This is a genomic window from Nitrospirota bacterium (assembly GCA_013388455.1).
Taxonomy (GTDB): Bacteria; Nitrospirota; Thermodesulfovibrionia; order Thermodesulfovibrionales; family SM23-35; genus JACAFF01.
Genome location: JACAFF010000040.1, coordinates 113,839 through 134,083, shown reverse-complemented (window position 1 = coordinate 134,083; position 20,245 = coordinate 113,839). Strand labels below are relative to the sequence as shown.

23 protein-coding genes and 2 tRNA genes are annotated in these 20,245 nt (G+C 37.6%); 14 read left to right on the top strand and 11 right to left on the bottom strand.

What is annotated here, in order from left to right; translation table 11 throughout:
* Positions 1 to 47: 47 nt before the first annotated feature.
* Positions 48 to 923, top strand: a complete 876-nt coding sequence (locus HXY53_09730) for a UTP--glucose-1-phosphate uridylyltransferase (protein NWF76824.1) — start codon at positions 48 to 50, stop codon at positions 921 to 923.
* A 128-nt stretch (positions 924 to 1,051) separates the two neighbouring features.
* On the opposite strand, the gene HXY53_09725 is transcribed toward HXY53_09730, so the two are convergent.
* From HXY53_09725 to HXY53_09700, 6 genes are all read right to left on the bottom strand, one after another.
* Complete coding sequence (locus tag HXY53_09725; protein ID NWF76823.1) at positions 1,052 to 1,894, bottom strand: hypothetical protein; 843 nt, start codon at positions 1,892 to 1,894, stop codon at positions 1,052 to 1,054.
* Positions 1,895 to 1,924: 30 nt separating this feature from the next.
* On the bottom strand, positions 1,925 to 2,689 hold the full coding sequence (gene hisF / locus HXY53_09720) for an imidazole glycerol phosphate synthase subunit HisF (GenBank protein NWF76822.1): 765 nt from the start codon (positions 2,687 to 2,689) through the stop codon (positions 1,925 to 1,927).
* Positions 2,690 to 2,782: 93 nt separating this feature from the next.
* A complete protein-coding gene (locus tag HXY53_09715; protein NWF76821.1) occupies positions 2,783 to 3,112 on the bottom strand; it encodes a hypothetical protein in 330 nt (109 codons plus the stop codon).
* 41 nt (positions 3,113 to 3,153) lie between these two features.
* A complete protein-coding gene (locus tag HXY53_09710) occupies positions 3,154 to 3,720 on the bottom strand; it encodes a tetratricopeptide repeat protein (GenBank protein ID NWF76820.1) in 567 nt (188 codons plus the stop codon).
* Between the two features lie 226 nt (positions 3,721 to 3,946).
* Positions 3,947 to 4,021, bottom strand: a tRNA-Val gene (locus tag HXY53_09705).
* 73 nt (positions 4,022 to 4,094) lie between these two features.
* On the bottom strand, positions 4,095 to 5,021 hold the full coding sequence (locus HXY53_09700) for a diguanylate cyclase (protein NWF76819.1): 927 nt from the start codon (positions 5,019 to 5,021) through the stop codon (positions 4,095 to 4,097).
* Positions 5,022 to 5,275: 254 nt separating this feature from the next.
* Here HXY53_09700 and HXY53_09695 point away from each other — a divergent pair, with 254 nt between their 5' ends.
* Positions 5,276 to 5,698 carry a DUF488 domain-containing protein gene (locus HXY53_09695; GenBank protein ID NWF76818.1) on the top strand — a complete coding sequence of 141 codons (423 nt, stop codon included), beginning with the start codon at positions 5,276 to 5,278 and terminating at the stop codon, positions 5,696 to 5,698.
* A 13-nt stretch (positions 5,699 to 5,711) separates the two neighbouring features.
* Here HXY53_09695 and HXY53_09690 read toward each other — a convergent pair.
* The 3 genes from HXY53_09690 to HXY53_09680 form a co-directional block, all read right to left on the bottom strand.
* Positions 5,712 to 5,804, bottom strand: a tRNA-Ser gene (locus tag HXY53_09690).
* Positions 5,805 to 5,886: 82 nt separating this feature from the next.
* The gene (gene tadA / locus HXY53_09685) at positions 5,887 to 6,342 is read right to left on the bottom strand and encodes a tRNA adenosine(34) deaminase TadA (protein NWF76817.1); all 456 of its coding nucleotides are present in this window, start codon (positions 6,340 to 6,342) and stop codon (positions 5,887 to 5,889) included.
* 60 nt (positions 6,343 to 6,402) lie between these two features.
* Positions 6,403 to 6,600, bottom strand: coding sequence for a hypothetical protein (locus tag HXY53_09680; protein ID NWF76816.1), 198 nt, complete (start codon positions 6,598 to 6,600; stop codon positions 6,403 to 6,405).
* Between the two features lie 161 nt (positions 6,601 to 6,761).
* Between HXY53_09680 and HXY53_09675 the strand changes: the two genes are divergently transcribed.
* Positions 6,762 to 7,547: an HD domain-containing protein gene (locus HXY53_09675; GenBank protein ID NWF76815.1), complete on the top strand. Its 786-nt coding sequence runs from the start codon at positions 6,762 to 6,764 to the stop codon at positions 7,545 to 7,547.
* Here HXY53_09675 and gltA read toward each other — a convergent pair.
* Positions 7,544 to 8,980: an NADPH-dependent glutamate synthase gene (gltA, locus tag HXY53_09670; protein ID NWF76814.1), complete on the bottom strand. Its 1,437-nt coding sequence runs from the start codon at positions 8,978 to 8,980 to the stop codon at positions 7,544 to 7,546. The two genes, HXY53_09675 and gltA, sit on opposite strands and share 4 nt — an antisense overlap.
* Entirely contained in the window at positions 8,970 to 9,818 is an 849-nt protein-coding gene (locus HXY53_09665; GenBank protein ID NWF76813.1) for a sulfide/dihydroorotate dehydrogenase-like FAD/NAD-binding protein, read from the bottom strand. The genes gltA and HXY53_09665 overlap by 11 nt, the downstream gene beginning before the upstream one ends.
* 123 nt (positions 9,819 to 9,941) lie before the next feature.
* Here HXY53_09665 and ndhC point away from each other — a divergent pair, with 123 nt between their 5' ends.
* From ndhC to HXY53_09610, 11 genes are read left to right on the top strand one after another with little or no spacing between them, the layout of a single operon-like run.
* A complete protein-coding gene (gene ndhC, locus HXY53_09660; GenBank protein ID NWF76812.1) occupies positions 9,942 to 10,298 on the top strand; it encodes an NADH-quinone oxidoreductase subunit A in 357 nt (118 codons plus the stop codon).
* Positions 10,299 to 10,317: 19 nt separating this feature from the next.
* Positions 10,318 to 10,839 carry an NADH-quinone oxidoreductase subunit B gene (locus tag HXY53_09655; protein ID NWF76811.1) on the top strand — a complete coding sequence of 174 codons (522 nt, stop codon included), beginning with the start codon at positions 10,318 to 10,320 and terminating at the stop codon, positions 10,837 to 10,839.
* The gene (locus tag HXY53_09650) at positions 10,830 to 11,411 is read left to right on the top strand and encodes an NADH-quinone oxidoreductase subunit C (GenBank protein ID NWF76810.1); all 582 of its coding nucleotides are present in this window, start codon (positions 10,830 to 10,832) and stop codon (positions 11,409 to 11,411) included. The genes HXY53_09655 and HXY53_09650 overlap by 10 nt, the downstream gene beginning before the upstream one ends.
* A 1-nt stretch (position 11,412) precedes the next feature.
* The gene (locus HXY53_09645) at positions 11,413 to 12,873 is read left to right on the top strand and encodes an NADH-quinone oxidoreductase subunit D (GenBank protein NWF76809.1); all 1,461 of its coding nucleotides are present in this window, start codon (positions 11,413 to 11,415) and stop codon (positions 12,871 to 12,873) included.
* Entirely contained in the window at positions 12,873 to 13,895 is a 1,023-nt protein-coding gene (nuoH, locus tag HXY53_09640) for an NADH-quinone oxidoreductase subunit NuoH (protein ID NWF76808.1), read from the top strand. The genes HXY53_09645 and nuoH overlap by 1 nt, the downstream gene beginning before the upstream one ends.
* A 30-nt stretch (positions 13,896 to 13,925) precedes the next feature.
* Entirely contained in the window at positions 13,926 to 14,441 is a 516-nt protein-coding gene (gene nuoI / locus HXY53_09635; GenBank protein NWF76807.1) for an NADH-quinone oxidoreductase subunit NuoI, read from the top strand.
* On the top strand, positions 14,438 to 14,950 hold the full coding sequence (locus tag HXY53_09630) for an NADH-quinone oxidoreductase subunit J (protein NWF76806.1): 513 nt from the start codon (positions 14,438 to 14,440) through the stop codon (positions 14,948 to 14,950). Before nuoI ends, HXY53_09630 begins: the two co-directional genes overlap by 4 nt.
* A 3-nt stretch (positions 14,951 to 14,953) precedes the next feature.
* Positions 14,954 to 15,256: an NADH-quinone oxidoreductase subunit NuoK gene (gene nuoK, locus HXY53_09625; GenBank protein ID NWF76805.1), complete on the top strand. Its 303-nt coding sequence runs from the start codon at positions 14,954 to 14,956 to the stop codon at positions 15,254 to 15,256.
* Positions 15,257 to 15,305: 49 nt separating this feature from the next.
* Entirely contained in the window at positions 15,306 to 17,225 is a 1,920-nt protein-coding gene (nuoL, locus tag HXY53_09620) for an NADH-quinone oxidoreductase subunit L (protein ID NWF76804.1), read from the top strand.
* 34 nt (positions 17,226 to 17,259) lie between these two features.
* Positions 17,260 to 18,801, top strand: coding sequence for an NADH-quinone oxidoreductase subunit M (locus tag HXY53_09615; protein ID NWF76803.1), 1,542 nt, complete (start codon positions 17,260 to 17,262; stop codon positions 18,799 to 18,801).
* On the top strand, positions 18,798 to 20,231 hold the full coding sequence (locus tag HXY53_09610) for an NADH-quinone oxidoreductase subunit N (protein ID NWF76802.1): 1,434 nt from the start codon (positions 18,798 to 18,800) through the stop codon (positions 20,229 to 20,231). The genes HXY53_09615 and HXY53_09610 overlap by 4 nt, the downstream gene beginning before the upstream one ends.
* The last annotated feature ends 14 nt before the right edge of the window (positions 20,232 to 20,245 follow it).

Here is a 20,245-nt window from a genome sequence, read left to right as displayed (position 1 = left end):
ATAAATTTTCTCACAACATCTGCATTTTTTAATATATAATTTGAATTATGTTCGAAAAAAAGATTAAAAAAGCGGTAGTAGCTGTTGCCGGTTCCGGCACAAGATTTCTGCCTGCCACAAAGACAATGCCAAAAGAGATGTTGCCTATTGTTGATAAGCCGATTATCCAATTGGTTGTGGAAGAATTAGTAGAAGCAGGAATAGAAGATATTATTTTAGTGACGAAGTGGGATAAGAAACCATTAGAAGACCATTTTGATCATAACTGGGCATTAGCTAATGAGCTTAAAAAAGCTGGCAAAGTAAAACAACTTGAAGAAATCAAGAGAATTTCTGATATGGCAAATTTCATCTATGTAAGACAGAAGGGGCCATATGGGAATGGTACGCCTGTATTATCTGCTGCCAGTCTTGTAGAAAATGAACCTTTTATTTATGTTTGGGGTGATGATCTCGTTAAATCAAAAGTATCATTTACTAAACAGATGGTTGAAGACTATATGAGCTGTGGTCATTTAATGATTGGAGTGCAGGAAGTTCCGAAAGAACTGGTAACCCGGTACGGGATTGTGAAATTGCGCGAAGGCACGATTGAGATCGAGGATATTATTGAAAAACCATCCATAGATGAAGCCCCTTCACAGTTAGCTGATTTCGGGCGGATGATTCTAAATCAGGAGATTATTGATATTTTAAGAAAGATACCCCTCGGCAAGGACAATGAGCTCTGGATCGTTGATGCCATCCGTTATTACGTCAAAAAAGGCGGCATTTTTCTGGCGAAAAAAGTGCAGGACGGTGAATGGCTTACCACCGGCGATCCTTTGAATTACCTAAAAGCTGTGATTAAATATGCACTCGAAAGAAAAGATATCGGTAGAGACTTAAGACATTTTGTTAAGCATAATCTGATTGATAATTAGATAGAATCTGTCCATTAAAGAAACAAACAGCTATACAAAGTAAACATAATATTCATGGACATTAGTGAACAAGAAATGCAATAAAATAATGCAGATTTTGTGAGTCCCGATATAAATATTTAAAATTTTTATGGCAAAGCGATATTCGTCAGCTTCATCGGCTCTCTAATGAATGATTTAGGTGTTGACAGGAAAACCACTATCCGTGCATTTGCTGGAATCGGTTTATCAAAATCGTATGCCTTTATATCTCCCATCGTCATTGTGCCATAACTGCTTATTTTCTGTCCTGCTTCGTCATCAAACTCTATTGCTATCACCTTCTTTTTTTCATCTTTTATATCAAGGATGATGCTGTTTTCACTCGCTTCGAATATATCGCCGAACATCGAAAGAAGAGCCTGTGCCATTTCACCTGCAATACCCATTTTAGATGCTTCCTCTTTTGCCGATTTTTCTTTTGCAGCCTTCATTTCGTCGTACTGCTTCTTAGTCAGTACAGTGATTTCGACCTGAGCGGCTTTCAGTGTCTGATGCTGAAGAGGATTCCCTGCCTGATTCGTGAAATCCTTAATGTATGCAGTGGAATTCGGATCTTTGTTAGGTATATAAACTATAATTTCACCACTGATTTCCTTGATTGAGGTTGCTTTTCTGGCAGGATTTTTCAGCTTGATTGTGAGTTCTGCCTGACCTGGCATATTCTCTTCAGGTTTAGTAAAATCTTTATCCATTTTGTCATCCTTTATTAAGTTCCGTCCTGTATTATCAACTGCTTTGTTGATATGCAATTTTAGACCTTTTGCATCTGAAATCATATCGCTGATAACCTTTAATTTTAGTTCAAGCCCCCCAAAGTATTGACCGGTTGTCCTGTTATCATTAACCTCGGAAACCGCTACCTGTATTTCACCAGCCTGCGCTATTGCTGTCAGAAAAAATATCAAACAGCTTATAAGTAATGCACTCATTTGTATCTCCTTCCTGCTGCATATTTTTTTTTAAAGGTTGACCTGTATCCCATTCTTTTGCAAATATTCCTTCACTTGTCTGATACTGAATATCCTATAGTGGAAGACTGAGGCAGCAAGCAATATATCTGCACCTCCAAGCCTGACAGCATCAAGAAAATGTTCCAATTTCCCTGCTCCGCCTGATGCAACTACTGGAAGTTCAACGGCATCAGAGATTGCCTTTGTAAACTCGATATCATATCCTGTTTGAGTGCCGTCTCCATCCATGCTCGTTGGAAGTATCACTCCAGCGCCCAGATCCTGACATTGCCTTGCCCATTCAATTGCGTCTTTTCCAACCGGTTTTGTTCCTCCTGATATAACTAATTCAAATCCGGAGGGCATCTTCTTATTCCTTCTCGCATCTATAGCAACAGTGATTTTTTCTGAGCGGAATGCTTTTGATGCCTGTCTGACAAGCTCAGGATTTCTGACAGCAGCACTATTCATCGAGATTTTATCAGCACCTGCATCAAGGACGAGTTCAATGTCTTCAAGGCTTGAGATTCCACCTCCTACAGTCAGCGGGATATTTATGACTGATGAGACATTCCTGACCCATTCCAGCCTGGTTTTACGGTTTTCTACGGTTGCTGCTATATCGAGCATTGCAAGTTCATCTGCCCCTTCCTTTTCATAGAATACAGCATTTTCTACAGGATCACCAGCATCTTTTAAATCTACGAAATGAATTCCTTTAACTACCCTGCCGTCTTTCATATCGAGACAAGGCATTATCTTTATGACATTCATCAGTTTTTCCTCCAGAGAACAATTGATATTTACTCAATAATTTATATGAAATACAAATGAAATTCAATTTAACTATTTCTTTTGAAATTACCATCAATACTTCATTGCCTTATTTGTTCCAAAGAGGCTGCTTATTTGCAGATGAACTTTTAAAATTGTCTCTGATACCTCACAATTTTGACAGGTATATTTGAGAATGTAATCGCCTTTTTTCCCAATATTGACAGATTGTTTCAGCCCACTATATCTAAAGGTCTGTTCTCCATTACATGATTCAGATTCACAGTAATGACGGATATCCGGTGTGGCAATATTGAAAAAAGGCCCGTCAATTTCTATTACATCTTTGACAGGATAAATTTCTCCAGAAGGATATTTCTCAAGAAATAAAGCCCAGGGAATAGGGTTTAATTCAAGTATCATTTAATCCAAAAACTTTATAAGTAGTCCACAATAATATTTTTTCAGGCCTCTTCCTCTTTAAGCCATTTTTCGAGTGTATTAATTTCTTTATCACTTAATTTTAATGATAGTAATGGTCTGCCGCTTGAAAGTTGTTCCATTACCTTAAACAATTCTGTTCTTACAATCCCATGAGTATCAAGAAATCCTTGCATATTTAGTTCCATTTCCGGCATAACTGCCTTTATATCTGCTGACGCTTCATCTAACTTATTCATTCTTGCATATGCTACCCCACGTGAGAATCTTGCCATAAAATACCCACTCTTAAGTTCTATTGCCTTTGAGAAATCTGAAACAGCCTTTTCAAATTCATCTTTCATCATGTAAACAGTACCTCTAAAGAAATATGCTCTTGCACTTTGACTATTTTCATTAATAGCCTCATCAAAGTCATGGAGAGCTTTATCAACTTCTTTCAACTTTAGATAAACAACGCCACGGCTTAAATGGGCTAAATAAGGATTAGCCCCTGCTTCAATAGCTTTTGTAAATATCTCAATGCTTTCTTCATATTTTTCATCAAGGAAAAGGATTTGAGCTTTTTTGAAAAGTTCTACATGGTCCATATATTCTCCTTAATTGATATCTCTGATGTTTTCTTCTTATATTCTCACTCAAAACAACTTATTCTGCAACTACTATCAAAATCTTCTTTTGAGACTTCTGGTTCTTAATTCACTGATCCCGTCCAACGACTTCCATGAAGGTGTGTGAAAAAATATTCAAAAATCAGAATTATATTCCAACTACTAAAAAAGAGGCTGGACGACAAAATAAGAATAAGAAATATTATGGTAGGCGATGCTGGTTTCGAACCAGCGACCTCTTCCGTGTGAAGGAAGCGCTCTCCCACTGAGCTAATCGCCCACCTGAGAAATGAATAAATTATTATATATTATTTAAAGGAGAACGAAACAACTAATAAAAGAGAGGCTTAATTTTATAAAACTGCAACCCTATTACGACCTTTAGCTTTTGCCTGATATAGAGCTGAATCTGAAATGTTTATTAATTTTTCAGGGTTATCTATTTCTGGATCAGGAATCCCAGCAACTCCTATGCTTACAGTTATCGGCCTGCCAATTTCAGGGAATTTATGAACTGATACAGATTTAAGTATTCTTGAGGTAATTTCATGGGTATTTTCTTTTTTTGTATTAGGAAGTAGAATAATAAATTCTTCTCCCCCCCATCTCGCAACAGTGTCTGCTTGTCTTATGCAATTTTTTATTAACATTGCTACCTGTTTAAGCACTATATCCCCGATTCTATGTCCGAATTCGTCGTTTATTTTTTTGAAATAGTCAATATCAATCATCAAGCAAGAGAGAGGAGTATTATATCTTTTTGACATTATAAATTCTCTCTCAATCGTGGTTTCAAAATATCTTCTATTATAAATTTCTGTTAATGAATCAGTAATTGCAAGCATTTCAACTTTTGCCAATACTTGTTCCAATTGTCGGTTTTTCTCTTTAAGTTTATCTTGCAAAGCCTTTGTTCTCATGCAGGAGTATATCCTTGCATTCAGCTCCAGTTCACTGTATGGTTTTGAAAGGTAATCATCAGCTCCTGATTCCAGCCCTAATACCTTCTCCTGTATGGATTTCTTGACAGTCAAGGCAATTATTGGAATGCCTTTTGTATCATTATTCACTTTCAACCACCGTGCTACTTCATTGCCGTCAAGATCTGGTAAAATTAAATCAAGAAGTATAACATCGATTTTTTGGACTTTTGCGATTTTGATAGCCGATTTTCCGTCTTGAACCCATATTACCTCATATCCGTTAGAACTTAGATAATCCTTTGTAATGTCTGCCTGCATTTTGTTGTCTTCCACTAATAATATGGTGGCCTTTGACATAACCTTTCCTTTCTTTATAATTATATTTTATTAGCAATTGTTATGCCATTTTTATTGTAATATTTTTCTTTATAAAATTTTCTCTCAGATAGTATATATAATCAAGTCTAAATTTTTATTCATTGAACATACACCCCCCTTTAATTCTCTCCTTGGCAATGGGGAACTAAGGGGGTATATCGAGTTAAAGAAATTTTCGAGCAAAATCTACATTATTTGGGTGTATTATTATAATTGCATCTTTCAGTTTAATTATGAAAAAAATTTACACTCTCGGAACTGACAGGAGGACTGAAGAAGATTTCATAGAGATTCTCCTTGCTTACAGTATTCAGTCATTAATAGACGTCCGCAGTTTTCCGAGAAGTAGAATAACAATATATATCAAGGAAAATCTTGAAAATCTTTTAATACAGCAAGGCATAGATTATCACTATCTCGGCAAAGAACTGGGGGGATTCAGAAAGGGAGGCTATGTTTCTTACATCATCACTGATGAATTTATTAAAGGTATTGAACTTCTTGAATCTATTGCAGAACAGAAAAACTCTGTCATTATCTGTGCAGAGAAGTTCCCCTGGAAGTGTCATAGAAGATGGATTGCTCGAGAACTACAAAAAAGAGGATGGATAGTGGAGCATATTATTGATAAGGGGAAAGTATGGGTGCCGAAATAGAGAATATCCTTTATGGCGGAGGGGGAGGGATTCGAACCCTCGTCCCCCGGGCTACGGGAGAAACGATTTTCGAGACCGTCCCATTCAACCACTCTGGCACCCCTCCGTTAACAACAGTAAATATTAAATAGTTTAAATGAAAGGAAGGTATCAATCCAAAAAGGCCTGTATCCATAACAAGGTAAAGACTATCTTCGTTGCTGGAAAAATCTTTTTAGGATTTCAGCACAACTATCTTCTAAAATTCCTGATAATACTTTAACCTGATGATTGAGACGTTTATCCGAAAGGAGGTTATAAAGGCTTATGACTGCTCCACTTTTCTCATCCTTACATCCGAAGACAAGTCTGCCAAGCCGTGCATTCACCATTGCTCCTGCACACATAATACAGGGTTCTTTTGTCACATATAGAGTTGTTTCTGTCAATCTCCAGGTATCAAGTTTGTGGGCTCCCAACCTTATCGCCAGCATCTCTGCATGACCTGTAGGATCATTAATGCTTTCCCGACGATTATGAGCTTTAGAAATAATACTTCCCTTTTTAACAAGAACAGCGCCAACAGGTACTTCGCCTGCACGAAAAGCAGATTCTGCTTCATCGAGCGCAATTCTCATAAAATAAATATCCTTTTCATCAAACATCGTATTTATTTATCAATTACGCAAATCCAGCGATAAGGAGATGTCATTCGGAACGTTATTTTACCTGCATTCTCCCAGATAATCCCCATGCCCGAGATGAGCTTTAACTGCTGCTTCATCAACATAGATTGTTTTACCTTTATGACATACAGCCACCTTACCTTTGGATTCAGGAGGTTTTTCTTTAATAACAACAGTAGTACACCCAAAACATAAAATTATTAAAATAAGGATGATACTTTTTATAAACTGATTCATGTATACCTCCATGTTATTGTATGTAAGATATTTTAAGTATAGCTCATTGCTCTGAAATATTCTGAGTTTGTTTTTAAGTGCATCGAAAGATAAATTTTTTTAGATATGGGAAAATACCACAAAGATTTGTCATTCATAGTAAAATAAAATTTTTTAAGATTATGAAAAAGGCAGATTTGGAATTTTTCAAAGATTGGTTTTCTGATTATTGCAGAACATTTTATTCAGATAATGCAGAAGACCAGAAGAACATCGTACTTAAAGAAAAACATACATCACACGTCTGTGAAAATATAGTTCAGATTGCAAAGGAGTTATCTCTCGATCATAATAGCATTCTTTTAGCTGAAACGATTGCACTTTTTCATGATATAGGAAGATTCCCGCAGTATTCTAAGTATAAAACTTTCAGGGACAGTAACTCAGTTAATCACGGACTCCTCGGAGCTGATACACTAATTGAAAATAAAATACTAAAGAATCTTTCACTGGATGAACAAGAGTTAATTATTAAGTCTGTAAAATTTCACAACGCATTTTCGGTACCCAAAAAAGAAAAAAAAGAGATTGTTTTCTTTATTCAGTTGATACGTGATGCTGATAAGCTCGATATCTGGAGGGTTTTTCTTGAATATTATGAGGCTCCTGACGAAGATAAAGCCTCTGCCGTAAGTCTCGATCTGCCGGATACATCAGATTATACACAAGAGGTTATTGATGTAATATATCAAAAGAGGATTGTTTCTCTTAGCACCATTAAGACACTTAATGATTTTAAACTTTTACAGCTTTCCTGGATATTTGATTTAAATTTCAAACCTTCTTTTCAATTGCTTTTGAAAAGAAATTATATAAACAGGATTATTTCCCACCTCCCACAAACTGAAGAGATTAGCAATGTCTCCTTATTTTTGAATGAGTTTATAAAAAAGAGATTGCAGTATTAGGAAACTATCTTGCTTGTATCCCAGTATTTCCACTTGAGATATTCGTTTATCGCTTTTGCAGCTTTTCTCCCGGCACCCATTGCAAGTATTACTGTTGCAGAGCCGGTGATAATATCTCCTCCAGCAAAAACTCCTGGCTTTGAAGTCATACCTGTTTCTATATCAGCGACAATATAACCTTTATTGTTTAATTGAATGTCAGGTATTGTGTTTAAAAGGAGTTTGTTACTTCTTGTGCCAATCGCTGGAATCGCTACATCTATTTCAATCTGAAAATTGCTTCCCTTAACAGGAATCGGTTTGCATCTTCCAGATTCATCAGGTTCACCCAATTGCATTTTTATACATTCCACAGCTCTTAAATTACCTTTACCATCATCAATAAATCTTACAGGGTTAGTTAAAAACATGAACTCAATTCCTTCTTCACGGGCATGATGTATTTCTGCCTTCCTCGCTGGCATCTCGGCTTCTGAGCGTCTGTAAATTAGATAAACTTTTTCTGCACCAAGTCTTAATGCAACTCTTGCAGAATCCATGGCAACATTGCCTCCACCAAATACAGCTACATTTCTTCCCCTTTTAATTGGGGTATCATATTCAGGGAAAAGATATGCTTTCATTAAGTTTGCCCTTGTAAGAAATTCATTTGCTGAATAAATGCCATTGAGATTTTCACCGGGTATCCCTAAAAAGATAGGCGTACCTGCACCGGTCGCAATAAAGCATGCATCATATCCATGAATTGTAAGGAGTTCATCAATGGTGTAGAGTTTTCCGATTACTGCATTTAATATCAATTCAACTCCAAGTTTCTTAATATAATCTACTTCTCTATCAACAATTATTTTTGGTAGTCTGAATTCGGGGATTCCATAAACCAGAACTCCACCTGGTTTGTGTAATGCCTCAAATAGAGTCACCTGATGACCTGACTTTATCAAATCAGCAGCACATGTCAATCCACCGGGCCCGGTACCGATTATAGCTACTTTTCTGCCTGTAGACTTTGCTCTCTCAGGAATTTGAATTTGTCCGTGTTCTGCCTCATAGTCAGCAACAAATCTTTCAAGATTTCCGATTGCTACAGCCTGCCCTTTCTTGCCGAGGATGCAAAGTGATTCACATTGTGATTCCTGTGGACATACCCTTCCACAAACAGCAGGAAGTGCGTTTTCTTCTTTTATTTTCCATGCAGCCTCTATGAATTTCCCCTCTTTTATTAATTTTATAAAAGAAGGTATATCAACAGATACAGGACAGCCTTTTCTGCAAGCAGGTCGCAGGCAATTCAAACATCTTGATGCCTCCTGAACAGCTTCATCAGGTGTATATCCATAAGGGACTTCCATAAAATTTCGTATGCGTTCGAGAGCATTCTGCTCTCTCATATCAACTCTCTTTTTAATTTCTTCTTTTCTTTTATCTTCCATGCGATTTAGCCTCCGTAACTTTTCTGTAATCATCCATCGCGATTTTTTCCTCATCAATATACATCCTCTGTCTTGACATTAGTAAATCGAAATCTACCTTGTGTCCGTCAAATTCAGGTCCATCAACACACGCAAACTTTGTCTCCCCTCCTACCTCGATCCTGCAGGCACCGCACATACCTGTTGCATCAACCATGATTGAATTGAGACTAACTATTGTTTTAACTTTATATTTCTCTGTTGTTATACAGACGAATTTCATCATGATGGCAGGACCTATAGCTATGACCTGCTTTATATCGTTTTGTTCTCTCAATAATTCATCGAGAGGTATTGTTACAACAGCCTTTCTTCCGTATGAACCATCGTCAGTAGTAACTATTAAATTATCGGATACACTCTGCATTTTTTCTTCCCAGAATATAAGATTTTTAGTCCTCGCACCTATAATTGAGATAACTTTATTCCCAGCTTTTTTCAATGCCCTTGCTATCGGGTAAATCGGGGCAATCCCAACACCACCCCCGACACATATAACCTTTCCAAAATTTTCTATATGTGTATTTTTTCCTAATGGACCGATGACATCAGCTATAAAATCTCCTTCGTTCAATGATCCGAGATGAAATGTTGTCTTTCCAACCTTTTGGAAAACTGTTGTTATTGTTCCTTTTTCTTCATTAAAATCAGCTATGGTGAGTGGTATTCTCTCTCCTTCTTCATTTATTCTCAAGACGAAAAAATTTCCTGCCTTTGCTTTTTTTGCAATGTTTTTTGCTTCAATTTCGAACAGTGTTACAAGATCCGAAAGCTCTTCTTTCTTCAGAATTTTGTGCATGTCCTCTCCTTATTAATGTGATAGTTTTTTTGTTTTATTATCTGATAAAAAATAATTAAATTTTTAACTTGACAAGAGACTATGCTTTTAAGTATAACATAACCGCTTATGCCTGGAACGTATATACCATCAGAATATTTGCCGATACTTATTTTCATTATTATAGCGTCTGCTTTTGGCTTGGGCGCCCTCATCATTGGTTATATCTTCAGATTGAAAAAACCTTATTTTGAAAAGCTTATGCCATATGAATCAGGTATTACGCCTGTTGGAGAACCGAGGTATAGGTTTTCAATTAGATTTTACATAATAGCTATGCTTTTCGTTATCTTCGATGTTGAGGCAATATTTATCTATCCTTGGGCTATTGTTTTTGATATGATAGGGATATTTGCTTTTATCGAAATGGTCATATTTATCGTTATCCTTTTAATCGGTTATATTTATGCCTGGAGAAAAGAAGCATTTCAATGGGATTAATTAAACTGAGAGGTAACGTATGATATTAGACACATCTACAATTGGCCTGGTTGAAGTTGAGAAAGATGTAAAAGTATTACCTCCTAATCTTATTATTACAACATTTGATAAGCTCATAAATTGGGGGAGGTTATCTTCTATCTGGCCTACGACATTTGGACTTGCTTGTTGTGCCATCGAGATGATGGCCGTGGGCGCATCACATTACGATTTCGATAGGTTTGGCATTATATTCAGAGGTTCTCCTCGACAGGCTGATTGTATTATCGTAGCAGGGACAGTAACAAAGAAAATGGCACCTGTTGTAAGAAGAGTATACGACCAGATCCCAGAACCAAGATATGTTGTAGCAATGGGCAGTTGTGCTTGCACAGGCGGTATTTTTAGAACTTATAGTACTGTCCAGGGTTGTGATTCTTTTCTCCCAGTTGATGTATATGTGCCTGGTTGTCCTCCAAGACCTGAGACATTGCTTGAGGCAATGATGATGCTTCAGGAAAAAATAAGAAATGAAAAGGCAAGGTGGAGCCCATGGCGGTAGTATTACGGAAAATATCATTAACAGATAAGGGATTAGATCCTGCAGAGATCGCTGAAGAAATAAAACAGAAGTTTCCTGATGAAGTTATTGAAGTAACTAATTTTAGAGATCAGGTCTCAATAATTATAAAGCGGGGTAAGGCATTTGATATTTGTAGATATCTTCATGATGAGCCTCATCTGTCTTTTGACCATCTTCAAGACCTTACCGCAGTTGATTACCAGGGGAAAAAAGAGAACAGATTCGAAGTTGTCTATAACCTTCTTTCAACAAGATATCGTCATCGGATTCGTGTGAAAGCACAGGTTCCTGATAATGACCCTAAGATTAGATCTGTTGTTCCAATCTGGGCAGGTGCTAACTGGCATGAAAGAGAATGTTATGATATGTTCGGTATCGTTTTTTCAGGGCATCCAGATTTGCGTAGAATTTTATTGCCTGAAGATTGGGAAGGGCATCCTTTGAGAAAAGATTATCCGCTGAAGGGACCTGCCCCTGAGAAAGAGTGGCCTGGTTTTGTTGAGGTTCTAAATAAAGCAAAAGAATTAAAAGAGTTTGAGTGGGAAGGATAAAGTGGAACAGGCTGAAAAGATATTTGAGACTCGTGAACTGAATGTAAATATGGGGCCTCAGCACCCTGCTACTCATGGAGTTTTGAGGCTTGTTCTTGAAATAGATGGCGAGACAATTGTAAAAGTAACCCCCTATGTTGGTTATCTACATCGTGGTATCGAGAAACTTGGAGAAAGTCTGAGTTATTTTCAGGCGCTTCCATTGACAGACAGGATGGATTATGTTTCGGCAATGTCAAACAATATCGGATATTGTGTAGCAGTAGAAAAGCTGTTTGGAATTGAGGCACCTGAAAGGGCTAAATTCATCAGGACCATCGTTGGAGAGATGTCCAGGATATCGAACCATCTCCTCTGGCTTGCTACTCATGCTCTCGATATCGGGGCAATGACTGTATTTTTGTATTGCTTCAGAGAAAGGGAATGGATACTTGAGCTCTTTGAGAAGATTTGCGGCGCAAGACTTACAGTTACTTATCCGAGAATCGGCGGAGTTAGGAATGATATTTCAAAGGAATTTATAGATAGCCTGTATAAATTTACAGAAGAGTTTCCGTCAAGGATTCTGGAATATGAAACCCTGATTGACCAGAATAGGATATGGCTTAAGAGAACAGTTGGGATAGGAGTTATATCGGCAGAGGAAGCAGTAAACTGGGGACTGACTGGTCCAACATTGAGAGGATCGGGAGTAGCTTATGATGTGAGAAAATTTGCTCCGTATGACGCATACGATAAGATTGAATTTGAAGTCCCTATTGGTACTGCTGGTGATACATATGATAGATACCGTTGCAGGATGCTTGAAATGAGACAATCGAATATGATCATCAGACAATGCCTCGATAAATTACCTCCAGGTCCTATAATGGCAGATGCTCCAAAGTTTGTCCTTCAGCCAAAAGACGCAATGATGCCAGTTACTAATCCAAACAAGCAGCATGCATTTTTTATTGAAGAAAAGGTATGCAAGGGATGTGGGATGTGCCTCAGAGCTTGCCCTGCTAAGGCAATTACTGGTGAAAAGAAAAAACCGCATAAGATAAATCAGGAGTTATGTTTGAGCTGCATGAACTGTTATGTGACATGTAAGTTCAAGGCATTAAAGATTATTCCAGGTGGAAAGGGCCTTAGCGATGAAAAACTTGCCGAGCTATCAAGTCAACCAGTTCCAGAAGAGATTAAAAAGGCTACTGAATTACTTGCAGAGCATTTTAATTATATTAAGAAAGGTCCAAGGGTGCCAGAGGGAGACGTATATGTAGCAACCGAAGTGCCGAAGGGCGAATTGGGTTTTTATTTTGTTAGTGATGGATCAGGAAAACCTTACAGAATGAGAGTAAGAGCACCATCGTTTGTCCATGCAGGTGTTTTACCGAGACTCTGTGTAGGACATCTGGTTGCAGATGTTATAGCAAATATAGGAACAATTGATATAGTTCTTGGAGAGTGTGATAGATAATGATAACAACTGATACATTGATCAAATTCGGTATTGAAGTTCTTATTATTATTGTCAAAATTGCAGTTGTTCTTGGAGTAACCCTTCTCCATGTAGCATATGCAACATATTTTGAACGAAAAGTAATTGGGCACATGCAGGTAAGGCTCGGCCCTATGCGTGTTGGTCCTCATGGACTTCTTCAGCCTATTGCTGACGGAGTAAAATTATTCTTTAAGGAAGACATACTTCCTGCAAATTCGGACAAGGCTGTATTTTATCTTGCCCCGGTTATATTTATGGCTTCTGCTATGGTAAATCTCTCTGTTATACCCTTTTCTCAGAATTTCTTTATTGCTGATATCAACGTAGGATTACTCTTCATTTTCGCTATAGCAGGAATTGGTGTATATGGGATATTTATATCAGGATGGGCATCAAACTCTAAATATGCTTTTATAGGTGGTTTGCGTTCATCTGCACAAGTTCTGAGTTACGAAATAGCAATGGGATTGAGCCTTGTCGGAGTGATGATTATGGCAGGTTCTCTTAATTTGAATGAGATAGTAAAGGCACAGCAAAATTCAATATTTGGCATGTATGTGATCCCTCAATTTGTTGCTTTTATAATCTTTGTGATTGCAGCAGTTGCCGAAACAAATAGAACTCCTTTTGACTTGCCAGAAGCAGAAAGTGAACTTGTTGCAGGTTATTTTGTTGAATATAGTGGTTTCCGTTTTGCCCTTTTCTTCCTTGGCGAGTATATTGCAATGTTTATTATGTCTTCTCTATGTGCAGTATGTTTCCTCGGGGGATGGACGTTACCATGGTATATTATTAAAATTTTACCATTTCTATCGCATGTGCCAGGAATAGTCTGGTTTTTGATTAAAGTTTATGCATTTATATTCTTCTATTATTGGATAAGAGCGACTGTGCCAAGATACAGGTATGATCAGCTAATGGCTATAGGATGGAAAATATTGATTCCCGTGGCATTGGCTAATATAGTTGTTACAGGGTTAGTAAAGCTTATTTTATAAAAGGAGAAAAGTGTGACTGTTAAACAGTTCGTGAAGAAGATCACATTTTACGAAATACTTAAGGGAATGGCTTTAACACTAAGCAGGTTGTTCTCTCATGCAGTCACTATCCAGTATCCAAAGGAACGGAGACAAATCGCTCCAGGATTCAGAGGACAGCATGCTCTTGTTAAACATCCTCAGACTGGTCAGGCAAAATGCGTGGGTTGTGGTCTCTGCGCTACCATGTGCCCTTCTCAATGTATTCAAATTTATAGAGAGAAGGGAAAAGTAACAAGGTATGAGATAGATATTTTGAGATGTATTTTTTGTGGATTCTGTGTTGAAGCATGTCCTTATGGTGCAATATCCCTCACAGAAAATTATGAATATTCTGTATATAAAAAAGAAGATTTATATATGACAAAGGAGAAACTTCTGGCTAACTGGGATAAATACATGCCGGGCAAAAAAGGCGAGGAATATTTCAGAAAGTTCTGGAGGCCTCTATCTGAGGATTTTGAAATGCCTCCAGGACAGGCAACTTTCAAAGGAAAAAGCTCATGATTCCAGTATTATTTTTTGCATACTTTGCTTCTGCAATCGTTATATTATCAATTCTTGTTATAACTCGGAAAAACCCTGTGCATAGTGTTCTATGGATGCTCCTGCTGTTTTTCCATATAGCCAGTATCTATTTATTTTTAAATGCTGAATTTATGGCAGCTATACAGGTAATAGTTTATGCTGGTGGGATACTTGTTCTTTTCCTTTTTGTTGTTCTCTTATTAAATATAACTGAAGAGCTTAAAATTGGAAGATTCATTGGTGCATGGACAGCAGGTTTTACATTTGCTTTAGCACTATTTGTTATGATTATTTTATCGTTGAGGTCATTTGTAGCTGCTCCACCTGGTAAATATACGATCGAAATGATACAACAGGAATCACATGTTAAGGTTTTGGGGAAATTATTATATACCAAGTATCTTTATCCTTTTGAAGTAGTATCAGTAATACTTTTAATTGCTATTATAGGCGCTATAGTGCTTGCAAAAAGGAGGCTTAAAAGTTAATAAATGGTTCCATTAAGCTGGTATATGTTCCTTAGTACAGCGGTCTTTACGATTGGTGTATTTGGGTTCCTTACGAGAAAGAATATAATTTTGATGTTTATGTCTATAGAATTGATGCTAAATGCTGTCAATATTAACCTTATCGCAATCAGCCATTATTTGCAGGATTTGAGGGGACAAATACTTGCTTTCTTTATTATTGCAGTGGCAGCTGCTGAGGCAGCCATAGGTTTAGCTATAGTAATAGCTTTGTTCAGGAATAAGGCGACTGCACATGTTGATGAAGTAAAAGAGATGCAGGGATGATAAAAATTAAGGACTTTCAATATTATTATGAAGTATAAGGATTGAGTATATGGGAGCTTATGTTTTAATACCTTTTCTACCATTATTAGCTTTTATAATTAATATCTTGCTCGGCAAAGAAGTTATGAGGGATAAGGCGCATTGGCCTTCCTGTCTTGCCATCATAGGCTCTTTTGTCCTGTCTGTATTCGCTCTTTTCGATGTCATCAACGGAAAAGTATTTAATGAAGATTTATATACATGGATAGTTTCAGGCAATTTCAAGGTATCAATCGGTTTCCTTATTGATCCCCTTACTGCTGTGATGCTTATTGTAGTGACATGTGTAGGTTCTCTTATACATATATATTCAATTGGATATATGCACGGGGACAAGGGATATTACAGGTTCTTTGCTTATTTGAGTCTTTTTGTTTTCTTTATGCTGATGCTTGTAACTTCGAATAACTTCCTTCAGCTTTATGTCGGATGGGAGGGTGTTGGTCTCTGCTCATATTTTTTGATTGGTTTCTGGTATGAAAAGAAAGCAGCAGCAGATGCAGGGAAAAAGGCATTTATTGTCAATAGGTTCGGTGATTTTGGATTTGCTCTTGGTATATTCATGGTATTCTTAACGTTTGGTACAATCCACTATGAGCCTGTGTTCTCAAGTGTAAAAAATTATATAGGTCATACAGTGAACTTCCTCGGACTTGAGGTAGATTTAATAACATTAATTGCATTGCTGCTTTTCTGTGGTGCTGTTGGTAAATCCGCACAGATTCCACTCCATGTGTGGTTGCCTGATGCCATGGAGGGTCCTACCCCTGTCAGCGCTCTTATCCATGCAGCAACCATGGTTACTGCTGGAGTTTTCATGGTGGCAAGGTGTAATTCTATTTTCAGTCTTTCCATAACAGCTATGAATGTAGTTGCTATTGTAGGTGGAATTACATCAGTATTTGCAGCTACAATAGCCTGTGTCCAGAATGATATTAAGAGAATTATTGCATATTCAACATTAAGCCATCTTGGTATGATGTTTGTTGCTTGCGGCGTCGGTGCATACGCAGCAGGTGTATTCCATCTTTATACTCATGCATTTTTCAAAGCGCTTCTCTTTCTGGGTGCAGGGAGTGTTATACATGCTGTTCATCACAATGATGTTCAAAGGATGGGTGGTCTCAAAAAATACATGCCAATTACATACGCTGTGATGTTCGTTGCTGCGCTAAGCGCTGGTGGAATACCTGGACTGGCAGGTTTCTTCAGCAAGGATGAAATAGTATGGTCAGCATATGCTGCTCATACAGATGTTAGTAAATTTGTATGGGTCCTGATGACATGTGTTGCTTTCTTTACTCCTTTTTACTCTTTCAGGATGATATTCCTTACTTTCCATAGTAAGTTCCGCGGGACTCACCATGAAGAACATCATTTACACGAGTCACCTGCAGTTATGACAGTTCCCCTGATATTACTGGCTGTTGGTGCTGTCGCAGGTGGATGGATTGGAATTCCTCCTGTCCTCGGAGGCGGTGCACATTTTGCCCATTTTCTTGAGCCTGTAGTGGGTCATCCAGAGTTTCACGGCACACATGCTGAAGAATTCAGGATTATGGGTACTTCAACAACTATAGCTGTTACTGGTATTGTAATTGCTTTTATCTTTTATCTTAAAAAGACACAGATACCTCTCATTCTTGCTAAGAATTTCAATATAATTTACAACATTCTGTTTAACAAATATTACGTTGATGAACTTTATAATCTAATAATTGTGCGTCCCACAATTTTTATAGCAAGAAGGGTGCTTGTAGGCTTCACTGATGCAAAGATCATTGAGGGAGTTGTCAATGGTGTTCCAAAATTGATAGGCATTTTCAGCGGAAAATTAAGGAGAATCCAGACAGGACTGACCCATCATTATGGAATTATGATGGCTGCTGGTGCGGTTGTGATTATTTTGATTGCACTCATATGGTTATAGACATGACACATTATAAAATTTATAAGGGAGTGAGATGGAACAGGTAATTATGAATAAATTGAGTTATCCGGTTCTAAGTACCGTGATATTTGTACCTGTTTTGGGTGCTCTTTTTTTGCTTATTCTTAAAAGATCATGGGAGACCTTTACAAAATGGATTGCTTTGATTACAGCTTTAGCAACATTTCTTTTTGCGATTCCACTTTTTACAGATTTTGACAAGTCAACCTATAAGATGCAGTTTGTGGAGAAACATAGTTGGATACCTAACTGGAATATCAATTATTATCTCGGAGTAGATGGTATTAGTGTTTTATTTGTTCTTCTTTCTGCTCTTTCAGCTATCCTTTGTGTGATGATATCCTGGTATTCAATAAAGACAAAAGTTAAAGAATTTTACATATCAATCCTCTTAACGACAGCAGCGATGATAGGTGTTTTTTGTTCACTGGATTTTTTCCTGTTTTATATTTTCTGGGAAGCAATGCTCATCCCGATGTTCCTTATCATCGGAGTCTGGGGAGGTCCGAACAGGATATATGCTGCTATAAAGTTTTTCCTTTATACATTAGTCGGAAGTGTTCTGATGCTTGTCGGAATTATCGTTCTCTATCTTTATGCAGGGAGGACGTTTGACATTCTTGAACTGGCTACAAAATCATATCCATACACAATGCAGGTTTGGCTTTTCTGGGCGTTCTTTGCAGCTTTTGCGGTAAAGGTTCCAATGTGGCCAGTGCATACATGGTTGCCTGATGCTCATACTGAAGCGCCTACAGCAGGAAGTGTCATTCTTGCAGCTATTCTAATCAAGATGGGAGCATATGGTTTTCTTAGGTTCTCGCTTCATCTTTTCCCTGATGCATCGGTAGCAATGACACCTATTATGTTAACACTTTCTATCATTGCAATAATTTACGGAGGTGTCATCTGCCTCGGTCAGACAGATCTTAAGAGACTGATTGCATATAGTTCTGTAAGTCATATGGGATTTGTAACACTTGGTATTTTTGCCTTAAATAGCCAGGGACTTGAAGGTGGTATTTTACAGATGCTTAATCATGGTGTTGTAACAGGTGCACTCTTTTTGAGTGTTGGTGTGGTTTACGATAGGACGCATTCAAGGCAGATTGCAGACTATGGTGGACTATCGACGCATATGCCTATATATGCAGCATTTTTTATGGTATTTACACTTGCATCAATCGGATTTCCACTGACCAATGGATTTATTGGCGAATTTCTTATCCTACTCGGTGGATTTACTGCAAATAAGTTAGTCGGTGTTCTTGCTGCTACAGGGGTTATTATTGGTGCTGGGTACATGCTCTGGCTTTATCAAAAGGTTTTCTTTATGGCAACGAATCCAAAAGTAATTGGATTACCTGATATGGATGTAAGAGAAACATTAACACTTGTGCCATTGATATTTCTCGTATTCTGGATTGGTTTATATCCGAACTCTTTTCTTAGTTTTATGCATGTTTCAGTTGAACATCTTTTAGAAAGGCTCAGTTTAGCAACTACTCAAGAAGCAAATATAGCAAAAACTATTATGGAGGTAGTAATCAGATGAACTTTCCTCTTCCCAATCTTGGTCCTGTAATGCCTGAAATTCTCATGACTGCTTTTGCTCTGATTATACTGCTTATTGATCTTCTCATAAAGAGAAAGGAAATTGTTGCATTAGTCAGTATTGCAGGAGTTGCACTTATAGCATTGTCACTCGTTGGTTCATCCGGTGCTACCTTTGGAGGAATGTATATTGCTGATGGATATAGTATGTTCTTTAAATTTATTTTCTTTATCAATGTGATTCTGTCGGTCTTAATCTCAATGAAATATATCATAATCGAAAAAGTAAATTATGGAGAATATTACAGTCTTATTTTATTTTCGACTATAGGCATGATGATAATGGCTTCTGCTGCTGACCTTATTGTGCTATATCTTGGCCTTGAGCTTATGGCTCTAAGCACATATGTGCTGGCTGGTTTTATAAGGCATGAAGCACGTTCAAGTGAAGCAGCATTGAAGTATTTCCTCCTTGGAGCATTTTCATCAGCCTTCCTGCTGTATGGCATATCAATCATTTACGGATTAACAGGCACTACTGATATCAGTGCGATAGCAGCTTTTATCAGTGAGAAAGAAGGTCTCAGTAGTAACTCAGCTCTGTTGCTGTCTGTGCTTATGCTTACAGTCGCATTCGGTTTCAAGATAGCAGCTGCTCCTTTCCATATGTGGGCCCCAGATGTTTATGAAGGAGCACCTACATCAATAACTGCATTTATGTCGGTTGGGCCAAAGGCCGCTGGTTTTGCTGTTCTTGGTAGGGTCTTTATGATAGCTTTTGCATCTGTTAAATTGGACTGGACAACAATACTCGCTATTTTATCAATTCTAACTATGGGTATTGGAAATATTGTTGCTCTTTCACAGACAAATATAAAGAGGATGCTTGCATACTCTTCAATTGCCCATGCGGGATATGCGCTGCTCGGCGTAATATCAGCAAACAATGAAGGCATTGCAAGTATGATGAACTATTTAATGATTTATGCTTTTATGAATATTGGCGCGTTTTCTGTGATTATCATGTTGAGAAGCGAGGGTTTCAGGGGTGAAAATATTCATGATTATGAAGGACTGGCAAAACATCATCCACTGGCAGCAGCCCTTATGCTTATATTTATGTTTTCCCTAACTGGTATACCTCCAACAGCAGGCTTTATTGGTAAACTCTATGTGTTTCTTGCTGCCATCAACGCAGGTTATACGTGGCTTGTTGTAATTGCTGTTATTTTCAGTGCTATATCTGCATTCTTCTATCTCAGAATAGTAATGTTCATGTATATGCGTGATCCAAAGATGGAAGTAACACTTACAAAATCTCCAGGCACTGGAATTGTTATTGGAATAACAACTGTTGCAGTGTTATTTATTGGAGTATTCCCCTCATATCTTTTAAATTTTGCCAAAGAAGCAATCAAAGGGCTCTTCTAACTAAATACCAAAAA

Coding starts and splice junctions, on each gene's coding strand:
- HXY53_09730 (NWF76824.1), top strand. CDS start 48: ATGTTCGAAAAAAAGATTAAAAAAGCGGTAGTAGCTGTTGCCGGTTCC.
- HXY53_09725 (NWF76823.1), bottom strand. CDS start 1,894: ATGAGTGCATTACTTATAAGCTGTTTGATATTTTTTCTGACAGCAATA.
- hisF (NWF76822.1), bottom strand. CDS start 2,689: ATGAATGTCATAAAGATAATGCCTTGTCTCGATATGAAAGACGGCAGG.
- HXY53_09715 (NWF76821.1), bottom strand. CDS start 3,112: ATGATACTTGAATTAAACCCTATTCCCTGGGCTTTATTTCTTGAGAAA.
- HXY53_09710 (NWF76820.1), bottom strand. CDS start 3,720: ATGGACCATGTAGAACTTTTCAAAAAAGCTCAAATCCTTTTCCTTGAT.
- HXY53_09700 (NWF76819.1), bottom strand. CDS start 5,021: ATGTCAAAGGCCACCATATTATTAGTGGAAGACAACAAAATGCAGGCA.
- HXY53_09695 (NWF76818.1), top strand. CDS start 5,276: ATGAAAAAAATTTACACTCTCGGAACTGACAGGAGGACTGAAGAAGAT.
- tadA (NWF76817.1), bottom strand. CDS start 6,342: ATGTTTGATGAAAAGGATATTTATTTTATGAGAATTGCGCTCGATGAA.
- HXY53_09680 (NWF76816.1), bottom strand. CDS start 6,600: ATGAATCAGTTTATAAAAAGTATCATCCTTATTTTAATAATTTTATGT.
- HXY53_09675 (NWF76815.1), top strand. CDS start 6,762: ATGAAAAAGGCAGATTTGGAATTTTTCAAAGATTGGTTTTCTGATTAT.
- gltA (NWF76814.1), bottom strand. CDS start 8,980: ATGGAAGATAAAAGAAAAGAAGAAATTAAAAAGAGAGTTGATATGAGA.
- HXY53_09665 (NWF76813.1), bottom strand. CDS start 9,818: ATGCACAAAATTCTGAAGAAAGAAGAGCTTTCGGATCTTGTAACACTG.
- HXY53_09655 (NWF76811.1), top strand. CDS start 10,318: ATGATATTAGACACATCTACAATTGGCCTGGTTGAAGTTGAGAAAGAT.
- HXY53_09650 (NWF76810.1), top strand. CDS start 10,830: ATGGCGGTAGTATTACGGAAAATATCATTAACAGATAAGGGATTAGAT.
- nuoH (NWF76808.1), top strand. CDS start 12,873: ATGATAACAACTGATACATTGATCAAATTCGGTATTGAAGTTCTTATT.
- HXY53_09630 (NWF76806.1), top strand. CDS start 14,438: ATGATTCCAGTATTATTTTTTGCATACTTTGCTTCTGCAATCGTTATA.
- nuoK (NWF76805.1), top strand. CDS start 14,954: ATGGTTCCATTAAGCTGGTATATGTTCCTTAGTACAGCGGTCTTTACG.
- nuoL (NWF76804.1), top strand. CDS start 15,306: ATGGGAGCTTATGTTTTAATACCTTTTCTACCATTATTAGCTTTTATA.
- HXY53_09615 (NWF76803.1), top strand. CDS start 17,260: ATGGAACAGGTAATTATGAATAAATTGAGTTATCCGGTTCTAAGTACC.
- HXY53_09610 (NWF76802.1), top strand. CDS start 18,798: ATGAACTTTCCTCTTCCCAATCTTGGTCCTGTAATGCCTGAAATTCTC.